General features: G+C 65.7%; 10 protein-coding genes. All 10 read right to left on the bottom strand.

Annotated features, from left to right (window positions below; translation table 11 throughout):
• Positions 1 to 879: a transglutaminase family protein gene (locus ACVW1B_RS06300; protein ID WP_456821351.1), complete on the bottom strand. Its 879-nt coding sequence runs from the start codon at positions 877 to 879 to the stop codon at positions 1 to 3.
• On the bottom strand, positions 876 to 3,419 hold the full coding sequence (locus ACVW1B_RS06295) for a circularly permuted type 2 ATP-grasp protein (protein ID WP_456821350.1): 2,544 nt from the start codon (positions 3,417 to 3,419) through the stop codon (positions 876 to 878). Before ACVW1B_RS06295 ends, ACVW1B_RS06300 begins: the two co-directional genes overlap by 4 nt.
• A 20-nt stretch (positions 3,420 to 3,439) precedes the next feature.
• Complete coding sequence (locus ACVW1B_RS06290; protein ID WP_456821349.1) at positions 3,440 to 6,697, bottom strand: transglutaminase family protein; 3,258 nt, start codon at positions 6,695 to 6,697, stop codon at positions 3,440 to 3,442.
• Positions 6,698 to 6,923: 226 nt separating this feature from the next.
• Complete coding sequence (locus ACVW1B_RS06285; protein ID WP_253609598.1) at positions 6,924 to 7,427, bottom strand: GDSL-type esterase/lipase family protein; 504 nt, start codon at positions 7,425 to 7,427, stop codon at positions 6,924 to 6,926.
• A 226-nt stretch (positions 7,428 to 7,653) separates the two neighbouring features.
• Complete coding sequence (locus ACVW1B_RS06280; RefSeq protein ID WP_456781184.1) at positions 7,654 to 9,177, bottom strand: UxaA family hydrolase; 1,524 nt, start codon at positions 9,175 to 9,177, stop codon at positions 7,654 to 7,656.
• 231 nt (positions 9,178 to 9,408) lie between these two features.
• Positions 9,409 to 10,185 carry an HpcH/HpaI aldolase family protein gene (locus ACVW1B_RS06275; protein WP_018270573.1) on the bottom strand — a complete coding sequence of 259 codons (777 nt, stop codon included), beginning with the start codon at positions 10,183 to 10,185 and terminating at the stop codon, positions 9,409 to 9,411.
• A gap of 41 nt (positions 10,186 to 10,226) precedes the next feature.
• Positions 10,227 to 11,312: a malate/lactate/ureidoglycolate dehydrogenase gene (locus tag ACVW1B_RS06270; protein ID WP_456781185.1), complete on the bottom strand. Its 1,086-nt coding sequence runs from the start codon at positions 11,310 to 11,312 to the stop codon at positions 10,227 to 10,229.
• Between the two features lie 36 nt (positions 11,313 to 11,348).
• Complete coding sequence (locus ACVW1B_RS06265; protein ID WP_057015754.1) at positions 11,349 to 12,077, bottom strand: ABC transporter ATP-binding protein; 729 nt, start codon at positions 12,075 to 12,077, stop codon at positions 11,349 to 11,351.
• A complete protein-coding gene (locus tag ACVW1B_RS06260) occupies positions 12,077 to 13,849 on the bottom strand; it encodes a branched-chain amino acid ABC transporter ATP-binding protein/permease (protein ID WP_253609601.1) in 1,773 nt (590 codons plus the stop codon). The genes ACVW1B_RS06265 and ACVW1B_RS06260 overlap by 1 nt, the downstream gene beginning before the upstream one ends.
• A complete protein-coding gene (locus tag ACVW1B_RS06255) occupies positions 13,846 to 14,721 on the bottom strand; it encodes a branched-chain amino acid ABC transporter permease (RefSeq protein WP_016841141.1) in 876 nt (291 codons plus the stop codon). The genes ACVW1B_RS06260 and ACVW1B_RS06255 overlap by 4 nt, the downstream gene beginning before the upstream one ends.
• Between the last annotated feature and the right edge of the window lie 34 nt (positions 14,722 to 14,755).

The raw sequence follows: 14,755 nt of genomic DNA, 5'->3' as shown, positions 1-14,755 counted from the left end.
TCACCCCACCGGCAGCACGTCGACCGCAACGGCGAGCTTCTGCTTGCGCGCGCCGACGATGACGCCATCGACCGGCGAGACGTCGGCAAAGTCGCGGCCGATGGCGAGAATGATGTGGTCGCTCCCGACCATCAGATCGTTGGTCGGGTCGAACCCGACCCAGCCAAGCGCGCTGCCGCACCAGACCGAGACCCAGGCATGGGTGGCGTCCGCGCCCTGCAGCCGCGGCTGGCCCGGCGGCGGAATGGTGCGCAGATAGCCGCTGACATAGGCCGCGGGCAGGCCGAGGCCGCGCAGCCCTGCGATCATCACATGGGCAAAGTCCTGGCACACGCCATGGCGCTTCTCGAACACGTCGCGAAGCGGCGTCGAGATCACGGTCGCCTTGGGATCGTATTTGAAGTCGTTGCGGATGCGGCGCATCAGGTCGGCCGCACAGGCAAGGGTGCCGCCACCGGGCAAAAAGCTCGCGGAAGCGTAGGCCGTCACCGGCCGCAGCACCGGCACCAGCGCGCTGGCAAAGACGTAGCCAACCGGCGAGGCCGCATCGAGGCTCAACGCCTCGAACGCGTTGTCACGCACGTCCTCCCAGGACGGACTGGCGGCGTCGCGCGCCGGCGGCTGCCGCGCCACCGAGACCCGCGAGCGGGCATCGATGCGCAGACTGCGATGCGCGGTCTCGATCAGGACGCTTTCCGTGAGCGTGCCGAAGAAGTCGCGCCTTGTGGTGCGTTCCGCGGGCTTCGGACGGATCTCGACCGAATGCGAGATCAGCTGCTGCCCGTCGCCGCTGATCGGCTCCAGCCGCAGCGAGCAGCGCGCGAAGCTGACCTGGGTCTCGTAGCTATAAGTCGTGACGTGACGGATGTCGTAGATCACGCCAGCCCCGTGAGCTTCTCCGGCCGGCTGGCATTCGGTCCGTGCGGGAAGTAATGCAGCCCAATCGAGTCGGCGAGGTTGAGCAGATCCTGCTCCAGCGCGAACAGCGTCTTGACGTCGAGACTCGAGGCTTCAGCCGTTGTGAGCATTGCCTCGACCGCGACGGCAAGACGCTGCGGCCGCTCGATCAGGCCGTGCTCCTTCAGGCTCGGCAGCGCGGCAATATGCCCGTTCAGCGCCGCGACCTGGAATGCGACCGAGCGCGGGTTGTAGGGGTCGAGCACCGCCAGATCACGCACCGGTGCGAGCAGCGGCTGCACCAGATAGCGCGAGCGATAAGTGATCTGGCAGTCGACCAGCGTGAGCAGAACGTCGAGGTCCTCGTCGCCGGCTTCGTCATAGGCGAACTGACGGGCAAAGCGCGTGGTGTTGACGGCGCGCTCGGCGCGGCGGCCCATCTCGAGGAAACGCCAGCCGGCGGCGCGGTTCATGTTTTCCTGTGCAAGGCCGGCGAAGCTTGCGAGCTCCTGCAGGGTCAGTTCGGCGGCGCTGACGACGCCGTCATCGTCATGAACTTCGATGGCGAGCCGATCAGCCATCTCGGTGATGACCTGCCAGGCGTCCGGCGACAGCCGCTCGCGGAGCGAGGTCGCCGTGCGCTGCGCCGATCGCACCAGCGACAGGGCCGAGCCGAATTTCTCCTCGCTCTGCAGCGCTTCGAGCGCGACCTTGGCGAGATTGGCGCGCGCGGTCTGCGAGGCCGCGCCCCAGGCGACCAGCATGCGCTGGATGCGCTCGGCCGAATGCATCGCCGGCGCCGAGCCGTTCGAATTCGCGCGCGCAGGATCGCGCAGCGGCGTGCACAGCGCGCGGATCAGCCGGATGGTGGCCTCGGCGCGCTCCAGATAGCGGCCGAGCCAGAACAGATTGTCGGCGGCGCGGCTCGGCAGCACGCCGGCGATGCGGCGGATGCGGACGGTGTCGACCGCCGGCAGCAGGGTCGAGGTCTCAACCGCCTTGTCGGAAACCACCCAGACATCGGCGGACACCGCGCCATCGCCCATCGACACCGCGCGCGCATCGGCCCGATCGGCAATCCGGCAGAAGCCGCCGGGCAGCACAGTCCAGCCGCTCGGCGTCGCCGCCGCGAACACCCGCAACACGAACGGACGCGGCGCGATGCGACCGTTCTCCCATACCGGCGTGGTCGACAGCCGCACGAGCTCCTGACCGACATAATCGATGCCGCGATGGCTGATGGCATCCTTCAGGCGGTCGCGGTCCGCGGCCGACAATTCGCCCGGGAGCACCGGTCCGTTGCCGGGAAAATCCGCAACGCCGCGGCCATAGGCGCCTTCGATCGCGAACTCGTCGAGCCGCGACAGCACCTCTTCACGGGCGGATTTCTGGCCACACCACCAGGTCGCGATGTGCGGCATCATCAGGTCTTCGGAGAGCAGGCGCCGGCACAGATTGGGCAGGAAGCCGAGCAGCGCCCTCGCCTCCATCACGCCAGAGCCCGGCATGTTGGCGACCACGACGCCGCCCTTGCGCAGAACCTCGACAAGCCCGGGCACACCGAGATAAGACGACGCGTCGAGCTCGAGCGGATCGAGCATGTTGGAATCGACCCGGCGCAGCAGCACGTCGAGCCGCTTCAGCCCGGCGACGGTGCGGATGTGGACGCGATCGCCTGAGACCGCGAGATCGTCGCCCTCGACCAGCAGGAAACCGAGATAGCGCGCCAGCGTGGCGTGCTCGAAGTAGGTCTCACTGAACGCGCCGGGCGTCAGCAGGCCGATCCGCGGCTCGTCGCGATCGGCGCTGGCGCGCAGCGAATCGCGGAACGCCTCGAAGAACGGCGCGACGCGCTCGACATTCATCGACTTGTAGAGATTGGAAAAGGCGCGCGACAGCACCAGGCGGTTTTCCAGCGCGTAGCCCGCGCCCGACGGTGCCTGCGTGCGATCGCCGAGCACCCACCAGCGGCCGTCGGGCCCGCGGCCGATGTCGGCGGCATAGAGATGCAGATAGCGGCCCCCCGGCGGCTTGATGCCGCTGACCGCGCGCAGATACTCGCTGCTGCCGGCGATCGCAGCGGCAGGGATGGCGCCGTCGGCAATGAGGCGGCCTTCGCCGTAAAGGTCGGCCAGCACCATCTCCAGAAGCTGCGCGCGTTGCGCGACACCGGCGGCGAGCTGGCGCCAGTCCGCCGCGTCGATGATCAGCGGCAGATGGCTGAGCGGCCAGATCCGGTCGGAAGTGTCGCCCGGCGCGCGATAGGTGACGCCGGCCTCATGCAGATGGCGATCGGCGGAGGCGAAGCGACGCTCGATATCGGCCGGCGACAGCGCGGCAAAGGCATCGAAGAAGCGAGCCCAGACCGGCCGCGGCGCGCCGTCGTCTGCAATATACTCGTCGGGAATGCCGGGCAGCCGGACATAGTCGCGGGTCCACTGCGCCATCCGGCGCTGACCGGGACGGGCCCTGCTCTCCTGACTGCTGCCTTGACTATTGCCTTGGCCACCCGATGCGGACATTCCACTTCCCCTTGACACAATTAGTGCAGGAGCGGCGTCCGCAAGTCGAGGGTCAAGGGAAACTCAATTGTGCGTTCCTCCGGCGGCGTCTCGATCTTGCCGGGGGTATGGCCGTGCTCCTGGAAGCGCGCCAGCCGCCGCGCCTCGGCCTCGTAGGAATTGACCGGCTTAGTCTCGTAGTTGCGGCCGCCGGGATGGGCGACATGATAGACGCAGCCGCCGAGCGAGCGTCCGTTCCAGGTGTCGATCAGGTCAAACGTCAGCGGCGCATGCACGGGAATGGTCGGATGCAGGCCGGAGGCCGGCTGCCAGGCCTTGAAGCGGACACCGGCGACCGCCTCGCCGGCACGGCCGGTCTCGGTCATCGGCATCCGTCTGCCGTTGCAGGTGATGACATGGCGCCCATCGACGAATCCGGTCGCCTTTACCTGCAGCCGCTCGACCGACGAATCGACGTAGCGTACGGTGCCGCCGGAGGTGCCCTCCTCGCCCAGCACATGCCAGGGTTCGAGCGCCTGCCGCAGTTCGAGACCCACGCCACCATGATGAACGCGCCCGAAGGAGGGGAAACGGAATTCAAGTTGCGCCTGGTACCATTCCGGCTCGACGTCGTAGCCGGATTGCTTGAGCTCGGCGAGCACGCCGAGGAAATCCTCCCAGAGGAAATGCGGCAGCATGAAGCGGTCATGCAGCGCGGTGCCCCAGCGCACGAACCGGCCCTGCTGCGGCTCACGCCACAGCTTTGCGATCAGCGCGCGGATCAACAGTTGCTGCGCCAGCGACATCCGCGGGTCGGGCGGCATTTCGAGCGCGCGGAATTCGACGAGGCCAAGCCGGCCGGTCGGGCCGTCGGGCGAATAGAGCTTGTCGATGCAGATCTCGGCGCGATGGGTGTTGCCGGTGATATCGACCAGGATATGCCGAAACAGGCGATCGACCAGCCACAGCGGCCCATCCATGCCCGGCGGCGGCACGTGCGACAGCGCAATCTCCAGCTCATAGAGCCCGTCATGCCGCGCCTCGTCGATGCGCGGCGCCTGGCTGGTCGGGCCGATGAACATGCCGGAAAACAGATAGGACAGCGACGGATGCCGCTGCCAGTACAGCACGAGGCTCTTCAACAGATCGGGCCGGCGCAGGAACGGTGAATCCTCCGGCCTGCTGCCGCCGACCACGATGTGGTTGCCGCCGCCGGTGCCCGTGTGGCGGCCGTCGATCAGGAAACGGTTGGCCCCTAACCGCGTCTTGGCGGAGTCCTCATAGAGGCCGAGCGTGATGTCGACGGCTTCGCGCCAGCTTTGCGCCGGCTGCACGTTGATCTCGATCACGCCGGGATCCGGCGTCACCTTGATCACCTCGATGCGCGGATCGAAGGGCGGCGCGTAACCCTCGACGTGGACCTGCAGCTGCAACTCTTCGGCGGCGGCTTCGATCGCTGCGGTCAGGTCGAGATAATCCTCGACCTTCTCGACTGGCGGCATGAAGGCGCACAGCACGCCGTCGCGAACCTCGATCGACATCGCGGTGCGCACCGGCAGCGGCTCGGGAATCTCCTTCAAGGCTTGCTGCAGCTCGTCGGAAAGCGCATCGCGCGGCGCCATCGGATCGCGTTCGACGACGTAGGGATAATCGTCCGGCGGGACATATTCGAGCGAGGCGATCGGAAGCCGCAAGCCCAGCGGCGAGTCGCCGGGCGACAGGAACAGATGGCTGCGTCGGATCTTCCAGCGCTCGCTGCGCCAGCGTGCCGGCACGCGATCGCCGAGCGGGCTCCAGCGCTGGATCGGCAGCACGTAACCTTTCGGCGTGGTCAGCCCCTCATCGAACACCCGCGCCATCCGGGCGCGCTCTTCCGGATCGGTCAGCTTGGAATTCGCTGGGCTGACATTGGCCGGCAGGCCGGCTTCACGCTGCAGCCAGAAGGCGGGATCTTCATAAGCCGGCATGGCATAGTCGGCGCTGAGACCAAGCTTGGTTGCTGTTACTTCGACGAAACGCTGGGCCTCCGCGATCTCGGCCCTGCGCGAATTCTCAATGCCGGCGATCAACTCGGCATTCTTCCAGATCGGCTTGCCGTCCTTGCGCCAGTAGAGACCGAACGCCCAGCGCGGCAGGCTCTCGCCGGGATACCATTTGCCTTGGCCGTAATGCAGCAGGCCGCCCGGCGCGAACCGCATGCGCAGCTTGCGGATCAATTCGTCGGCGAGCGCGCGCTTGGTCGGACCGACCGCGGCGACATTCCACTCCGGCGATTCCAGATCGTCGACCGAAACGAAGGTCGGCTCGCCGCCCATGGTCAAGCGCACATCGTCTTTCCTCAGATCGGCATCGACCTGCTCGCCGAGCCGGTCGAGCCGCGCCCAGGATTCATCGGAGAATGGTTTGGTGATGCGTGGCGCCTCGCCGATGCGCTTGACGCTCATCTCGAAGCCGAACTCGACATTGGCAACGCCCGCGGTGCCGGTCACCGGCGCGGCCGAACGATAGTGTGGCGTGGCGCAGACCGGGATGTGGCCCTCGCCCGTCAGCATGCCGGAGGTGACGTCGAAACCGATCCAGCCCGCCCCCGGCAGATAGACCTCGGCCCAGGCGTGCAGGTCGGTGAAATCGCTCTCGACCTCGCGCGGCCCCTCGAGCGGATCGATGTCCGGCCGCAGCTGAATGAGATATCCGGAGACGAAACGCGCGGCGAGCCCGAGGTGGCGCAGCGTCTGGATCAAGAGCCACGCCGAGTCACGGCAGGAGCCGGAGCCCGCGGCAAGCGTCTCCTCCGGCGTCTGGATGCCGGCCTCCATGCGGATGACGTAGCTGATCTTCTTCTGCAGCTGCGCGTTCAGCTCGACCAGGAAGTTGACGGTGCTGTCAGCCTGGCGCGGAATCTCCTTCAGGTAAGCCGCGAGCAGCGGCTCGGCCTCATCGGTCTCGAGATAGGGCGCGAGCTCGGTCTTGAGATCGCCGGGATATTCGAACGGAAAGCTGTTGGCAAAGGGCTCGACGAAGAAGTCGAACGGATTGACCACCGTCATGTCAGCGGTGAAATCGACCTCGACCTTGAGCTCGGTGGTCTTCTCTGGAAAGACGTAGCGCGCCAGCCAGTTGCCCTGCGGGTCTTGCTGCCAGTTCACGAAGTGATTGGCGGGCGTGACCTTGAGCGAATAGCTCGTGATCGGCATGCGCGTATGCGGCGCGGGCCGAAGCCGAATGGTCTGAGGCCCGAGATCGATCGGCCGGTCGTATTTGTAGTGCGTGACGTGATGCAGTGCGACTGATATCGACACGGACCGAAGGCTCCAGCAGCTTTTTTGAGCAGAACACTGCTGCCGGTCGACATCAAGCACTAACAACGGGCACGGGGTGCCCAAGGTAAGGGCGCGATCCGTAGCCCTGATGGAGCGAAAGCGAAATCCGGGGCCTTCATCCGCAGGAAGAGTCCCGGATTGCGCGGAGCCTGTCATCGGGCGCGCATTCGCGCGACCCGTTGGCTTCATCCGGGCTACGCGATTGCTAGCGGCCGATTGCGCCGGATACCTGCGAAGCAAGCTGCTCGGCGAGCATATGATAGCCCTCGGGGGTCAAATGCACACCATCGGGCTGATGGGGGAGTCCACCCAGCATCCCGTTAGGGAGCATGATCACCGCGATGCCACGGGCGCTGAGACGACTTTGGATATCCGCGGTCCGGTCAGGCCTGCCCTTGCGCCGGTCATTGCCGCCTGGCTGCAAAATAACCGCACGGGTCCCGTTCGGGACGGCGCGGTCCAGGCGTTGCAGCATCCCTTCCGTGGTGTCGCCGTTGATGCCGGCGTTCACGATGCGGACGCTCAATCCCTTCGCCCGCAAGATCGCTTCGAGCTGCGCGGGATAGGCCTGGTTGCGCGCCACGCCCTTGCCGTAGGTATTGCTCGCGCCAAGCGCGACTATGGTTGCGGCGTCAGCCGAACCGGCGCCGAGGCTCAAAGCGGCAAGAAATGTGATGCATCCAACAATTCCCAACCAACGCGCGCGCATGCTTCCTCCGTCCCATCCGTAGCCCGGATGGAGCGCAGCGTAGTCCGGGAAGCTTCATTCGCCAACGTACTTCCTTGTCGTCCCTGCGAAAGCAGGGACCCAGACCGCGTGGTCCTAATGATGAAAGACGATGGCAGACGCCTCGCACATCACTACGGCCGGTGGTTATGGGTCCCAGCTTTCGCAGGGACGACGGCGGAGTGAAAGGCTAGATCGTGGCTCTAAACTACATCGTCGCGCCCAGCACCCACGGCGCGAATTCAGCGCCGCCGAAGTCAAAGCTCTCGCTCTTGGTCGGCTGGCCCGAGGCGGTCTTGAGGATGAGGTCGAAGATGCGCTGGCCGCATTCCTGCACGCTCTCCTCGCCGTCGAGGATGGTGCCGCAATTGACGTCCATGTCGTCTTCCATCCGCTTGTACATCGGCGTGTTGGTGGCGAGCTTGATCGACGGCGCCGGCTTGCAGCCGAACACGCTGCCGCGGCCGGTGGTGAAGCAGACGAGGTTGGCGCCGCCCGCGACCTGCCCGGTCGCGGCGACCGGGTCGTAGCCGGGCGTGTCCATGAACACAAAGCCCTTCTTGGTGACGGGCTCGGCGTAGTTGAGGACGTCGACGAGGTTGGTGCTGCCGGCCTTGGCCATCGCGCCCAGCGACTTCTCAAGGATGGTGGTGAGACCGCCGGCCTTGTTGCCCGGGCTCGGATTGGCGTTCATTTCGGCGCCCTCACGCTGGGTGTACTCCTCCCACCAGCGCATCAGGCCGACCAGCTTCTCGCCGACCTCGCGGCTGACGGCGCGGCGAGTCAGCAGATGCTCCGCGCCATAGGTCTCGGGCGTCTCCGAGAGGATCACGGTGCCGCCGTGACGGACCAGCAGATCGCTCGCCGCGCCGAGCGCCGGATTGGCGGATACGCCGGAGTAACCATCCGAGCCGCCGCATTGCAGCGCCACGGTGAGCTCGCTCGCCGGCACCGCCTCGCGCTTGACCTTGTTGGCATCGGCGAGCGCCTCCTTGACGAAGGCAACGCCGGCTTCCACTGTCTTGCGGGTGCCGCCGACCTCCTGGATGTCCATCGCGCGCAGGCGACCGGCGAGCTTCTGCTCCTGCATCAGGCCGCCGATCTGGTTCACCTCGCAGCCGAGGCCGAGCACAATGACGTTGGAGAAATTGACGTGGCGCGCATAGCCGCCGAGCGTGCGGCGGAGCAGCGCCAAGGGCTCGTCCTGGGTCATGCCGCAGCCGGTCTTGTGGGTCAGCGCGACGACGCCGTCGACATTCGGGTAATCGGCGAGCGGATTGTCGCCGGTGAACGGATTCTTCTTGAACATGTCGGCCACGATGCCGGCGACATGGGCGCTGCAATTCACCGAGGTGAGGATGCCGATATAGTTGCGGGTCGCGACGCGGCCGTCGGCGCGGCGGATGCCTTCGAATGTCGCCGGCAGATCGAAGTTCGGCACCGGCTTGACGTCGGCGCCATAGGCATAATCCTTGGCGAAATCGCCCATGCCGCAGTTCTGCGTATGCACATGCTGGCCGGGCGCGATCGCCTGGGTCGCAAAGCCAATGATCTGGCCGTAGCGCCGGATCGGCTCGCCTGGCGCGATCGGCTTGATCGCGACCTTGTGGCCCGCTGGAATGCGATCGACCGTGGTGACGCCCTCGGTCACCTCAAGCCCCGGCGGCAGGCTCGCGCGCGCGATCAGGACGCTGTCGTCGGCGTGCAGGCGGATCACTTGTGCCGAGGCCATGGGAGTTCTCCTTGGTGTCTTCTTCACCTCTCCCCGTCCTTTACGGGGAGAGGTCGGATCGCGTCAGCGATCCGGGTGAGGGGCGAGGCACGATGTCACTTACAACGATGGTGCTCGCCGGGTAGAGGCCCCTCACCCCAACCCTCTCCCCGCATCCGCCTTCGCCCGAAGCCGGGCTTCGGCGGACAAGAGAGCGGGGCGAGGGAGCAGAGCTAAAATCGCGGACAGAACTTACGCCTTGCCGCCGGACTTCTCGCGGGTCGCGTTGACCTGCATCTTGGCGTAGACCTGCATCAGGCCGACCTCGTTCGACAGCGTCACGAGCTTGAAGCCCATGTTGATCGCGCGCACCGCGCCCTCGGCGCCCGAGCAGTGGATGCCCGGATTGAGGCCGCGCTTGCCGCATTCCTTGATGATCTTCTCGTAGATCTTGAGGATCTCCGGCTCATCGCGATCGAGCTTCGGCACCAGACCGTAGGAGAAGCCGAGATCGGACGGGCCGATATAGACGCCGTCGATGCCTTCGACATCGAGGATCGCTTCCATGTTCTCGACCGCGGTCTTGGTCTCCATCATCGGCAGCAGCACGATCTCGTCGTTGGCGGTCTGCTGATAGGTGCCGGCCGAGCCGTACATGCCGGCGCGGATCGGGCCGTTGGAGCGCACGCCCTTCGGCGGATATTTGGCGTAGGAGACGAGGTTCTTGGCTTCCTGCGGTGTGTTGACCATCGGGCAGATCACGCCGTAGGCGCCGCCGTCCAGCACCTTGCCGATGATGCCGGGCTCATTCCAGGGCACGCGGACCATCGGCGTCACCGGATGGGCATGCATCGACTGGAAGCACTGCACCATCGATTGATAATCCTGCACACCGTGCTGCATGTCGACGGTGACGCTGTCGAAGCCGCATTGCGCGATCACTTCGGCGGAGAATCCCGAGGGGATCGCGAGCCACGCGTTCACCACCGCCTTGCCCGATGCCCAGACTTGCTTGACCTTGTTTGCCATTGATCGCGTTTCCCTTTGCGGTTTATTGGGGGGACGAGCTTTCAGCTGGTCGCCCGCTGGATAGAAACTTCGCTGACGCCGACTTCGCGCGCGGTATTCACTATCGCCGCCCAGGTGTCGTCAGGCAAGGGGATGCCGTTCCTGGTGCGATCGGCACGGGTTTTCCGCTCGGGATCGCCCGGAATCAGCACGGACTCCGTGCCCGCGATCGGCTTGGTGGCGCGGATGAAATCGGTGTAGCGGGTGATTTCGTCGTCGAAGAAATTGCTGGTGTCGATCACCTTGGGGTCGATGTAGAACGCCATCATGCCGTTGGCGAAGCGCCGGTCCGACGACGTCGCGCCGGTGCCGGTCAGCGCGCCGCCGAGCAGTTCGCAGATGAAGGCGAGACCCGAGCCCTTGTGATCGCCGAAGGCGCGGATCGCGCCAGTTCCCTTGGTGTGGTCGCGCGGTCCGTCCGGCGTGTACGGACCATACAGCACATGCGGATCCTCGCTCAGCGTGCCGTCGGCATCGACGAGCGCGCCGATCGGCAGCTTCTTGCCGCCGCGGCTTGCCACCAGGCACTTGCCCTCGGCGACAACCGAGGTCGCAAAATCGAGCACGATCGGATCCTGGCCCTGACGCGGAATGCCGACGCAATACGGCGCCGTGGACAGGCGCTTCTCGACGCCGCCGTAAGGCGCAACCAGCAGCGAGCCGGCCGCGGTCACGAAATGAATTGAAACAAGGCCTTCGGCTGCGGCCATCTCGGCCCAGTCGCCGACGCGGCCGAGATGACCGGAGTTGCGCAGCGCGACCGCGGCGAGCCCCGCCTTCTTGCACTTCTCGATACCGAGCTTGACCGCAACCGGCGTGACGGTCTGGCCATAGCCGAACTTGCCGTCGACCACCGCGAGCGACGGCGTGTCGACCACCACCTCGGGAGTCTGGTTCGGCACGATCGAGCCCATCTTCTTCCACCTGACATAGACGGGCACACGGATCACCCCGTGGCTGTCATGCCCGGTGAGGTTCGCTGTCGTCAGATAGGTCGCGATGCGCTTCGCCTCTTCCGGAGAGGACTCCGAATGGGAAAACACCTCGGAGACGAAGTTGATGAGGTTATCGACCTTGATGGTGACCATGAAAAACCAGCTCGCTCAGTAAAGCAGGGGACGTTGTCAGGCGTGGGTCTTGGCGTGGCCGCCGAGATAGGCCGCGGCGATGGCTTCATTGCCCCACAATTCGTCGGGCTTGCCGCCCAGCACGATCCGCCCCGTTTCCAGGACGAAGCCGTGATCGGCGACCGAGAGTCCCATGCGCGCATTTTGCTCGACGAGCAAGACCGTGGTGTCCTTCCTGATCTGCGAAATGATGCGGAACACCGCCTGCACGATGACCGGCGCCAGCCCGAGCGACGGTTCGTCGAGCAGCAGCAGCCGAGGCTTGGCCATCAGGCCGCGCGCCACAGCGACCATCTGCAGCTGGCCGCCGGACAGCGTCCAGCCGAGCGCGTTGGAGAAGGCGCGGATGTCCGGGAACAGGTCGAACATCGCGTCGGCCTCGCGCGAGATCTGCGACGCCGGCACCTTCCGGTTCGACGCGCCGAGCATGATGTTCTCTTTCACGGTGAGGCCCGGAAACACGCGGCGGCCTTCCGGCACGTGCGAGATGCCGAGCCGGACGATCGCTTCGGGCCCGAGGCCCGCGATCGAGTGGCCGTCGAACATGATATCGCCGGAGGCGGGCTTGGCGAGGCCTGAGATAGCGCGCAGCGTGGTCGACTTGCCGGCGCCGTTGGCGCCGAGCAGCGTGACCACCTGGCCCTGCTCCACGGCGATGGTGACGCCGCGCAGCGCCTCGATCTCGCCGTAGCGGACCACGAGATTGCGGATTTCGAGCAGCGGCATCATTCGCTCCCGAGATAGGCGGAGACGACGTCGGGATGGCGCAGCACCGCCATGGACTCGCCGTCCGCGATGCGGCGTCCGAAGTTCAGCACGGTGATGTGCTGGGCGGCTTCCGACACCAGCGTCATGTCGTGATCGATGATCAGGATGGTGAGGCCCTGGGCTGCGATGCGCTTGAGCAGCTCGTGCAGCTCCAGCTTCTCGGTCGAGTTGAGACCGGCCGCCGGCTCGTCGAGCAGCAGCAGCGTCGGGTTCGACGCCAGCGCCCGCGCGATCTCGATCAGGCGCTGGTGGCCGTAGGAGAAGCTCGAGATCAATTCGTTGGCGCGGTTGCCGAGGCCGACGAAGGTCAGCGCCTCCATCGCGCGCTCGGTCAGCGCGTCCTCGCCCTTCCCGATCATGGTGTTGCCGGGACGCTCGGCGCCGATCTCGACATTCTCCAGCGCGGTCATCGAACGGAACAGGCGGATGTTCTGGAAGGTGCGTCCGAGGCCGGCCGCCGTGCGCTGATGCGGCGCCATATTGGTGATGTCGGTGCCGTCGAGCACGATCCTGCCCGCGGTCGCCTTGTAGAGACCGGACAGCACGTTCAGCGTCGTAGTCTTGCCGGAGCCGTTGGGCCCGATCAGCGCATGCACGCTGCCGCGCTTCACCGCGATATCGACGCCGTCGACCGCCTTGAGGCCGCCGAAATGCTTCGAGAGCCCGGTCACTTCGAGCACGATGTCGCCGCCTGACGTCGCCGGCTTGAGCTGCAAGGCCGCCGCGGCCGGCGGCGCCTTGGTGTGCGCACGCCAACGCGTGAACGCGTCCGACACAAAACCCCAGATACCGTCGGGCATGAAGCGGATGATCAGGATCACGAACAGGCCGTAGATCGCCAGATAAAGTCCCGGCACGCTCTTCAGGAAGCGCAGCCATTCCGGGATCAGGATCAAGAGGCCCGTGCCGATCACCGAGCCGATCGGCGAGGCCACGCCGCCGAGCAGCGACATGGTCAGGAACACGATCGATTCCGCGAACGAGAACTGGTCCGGGCTGACATAGGCGAAGCCGCCGGCGAACAGGCCACCGGCCAGACCGCCGAGCAACGCGCAGAGGCCGAACGCGTAGATCTTGGTGCGGAATACGTCGATGCCGTTGACGCCTGCCGCAAGCTCGTTGTCGCGCACCGCGCGCATGGCGCGGCCAAGCTTGGTGTCCGGTAGATGCCAGACCAGGTAACCGACGATCGCGAGCATCGCGACGCAGAAGGCCAGATAGCTCTGCGAGGACTGGAACAGCTCCGGCCGGCGAATGTTGGCGACGCCGTCCGGCCCGTGGGTCACGCCGATGGCATTGATCATCACCAGCGTCACGATCTGCTGGAACGAGATCGTCACCATCGCAAGGTAGTGCCCCCCCAATCTGAGCGTCGACATGCCGAGGAACGCGCCGGCGATCAGCGTGATCGCGCAGGCGCCAACCAGGCAGAGCCAGAAGTTCAGGTGCAGGTCCGCGGTGCCGAGCCCGACCACATAGGCGCCGAAGCCGAAGAACGCGGCCTGCGCCAGGTTGATCTGGCCGCACAGGCCGAGCACGACCGACAGCCCGAACACCGCGATCGAGAAGGTCGTGGCCTGCAGCAGGATGTTGAGGATGTACCCGTCGAACCGCATGCCGGCGGCGAGCGCCACCAGCACCGCGGCGCCGATGAAATACGGCAGATGACGGATGATCAGCGGCTTCGAGCGCACGGCCGGCGCGGGGATCATGTTGTCGCTGACGCTCATGCTTTCTCCGCGACACGTTCGCCGAAGATGCCCTGCGGCCGGAACACCAGGAAAGCGATCAGCACCAGGAAGGCAAAGCCGTCCTTGTACGGCACCGAAATATAGGCGGCGCCGAACGTCTCGATGACACCGAGCGCGAGGCCACCGACGATGGCGCCGGCAACGTCACCGAAGCCGCCGATGATGGTCGCGGCAAACGCCTTCAGCGCAATCGTCGAGCCCATCTGGATCGAGACGAACAGCACCGGCGCCACCAGGATGCCGGCGAGACCGCCGAGCACGGCCGAATAGATGAAGGTGATCATGATCATGGTGGAAACGGAAATGCCGAGCAGCGAGGCCATTTCCTTATCCTGCGAGGTCGCCTGCAACTTCTTGCCGAGCAGCGTCTTCTCGAAGAACCAAAAATTGAACAGCACCAGGAGGATCGTGACGCCGATGATCAGAAGATACTGGCTGTCGAGATAGACCGGGCCGAGCTGAATGCCGGGCGTATCGAACCAGCCCTGCAGCACCTGCGGCTGCGGGCCGTAGATCGCAAGCACCGAGTTCGACAGCAGGATCGAGGCGCCGATGGTGGCGATGATCACGGGCAGATAGGTGCGATTGCGCAGCGGATAATAGACGCCGAGATTGAAGATGACGCCGAACAACGCCATGCCGGCGAGCGCGATCAGGAACGACAGCCAGTAAGGCCAGCCGAGATCGACCGAGAACACCACCATCAGATAGGCGGCGACCATCGAGAACTCGCCTTGCGCGAAGTTCACCACGTTGGTGGCACGGAAGATCAGCACGAAACCGAGCGCGACCAGCGCGTAGACCGCGCCGATGCCGATGCCGGTAAAGAGCAGTTGGAGGACGAGATCCATGACGAGCGCTCGATCTGAGAATTGTGTCGCGGGC

This window comes from Bradyrhizobium sp. USDA 4502 (assembly GCF_054063355.1).
Note: the sequence above shows the minus strand (reverse complement) of the source record. Positions and strands in the feature narration are given on the sequence as shown.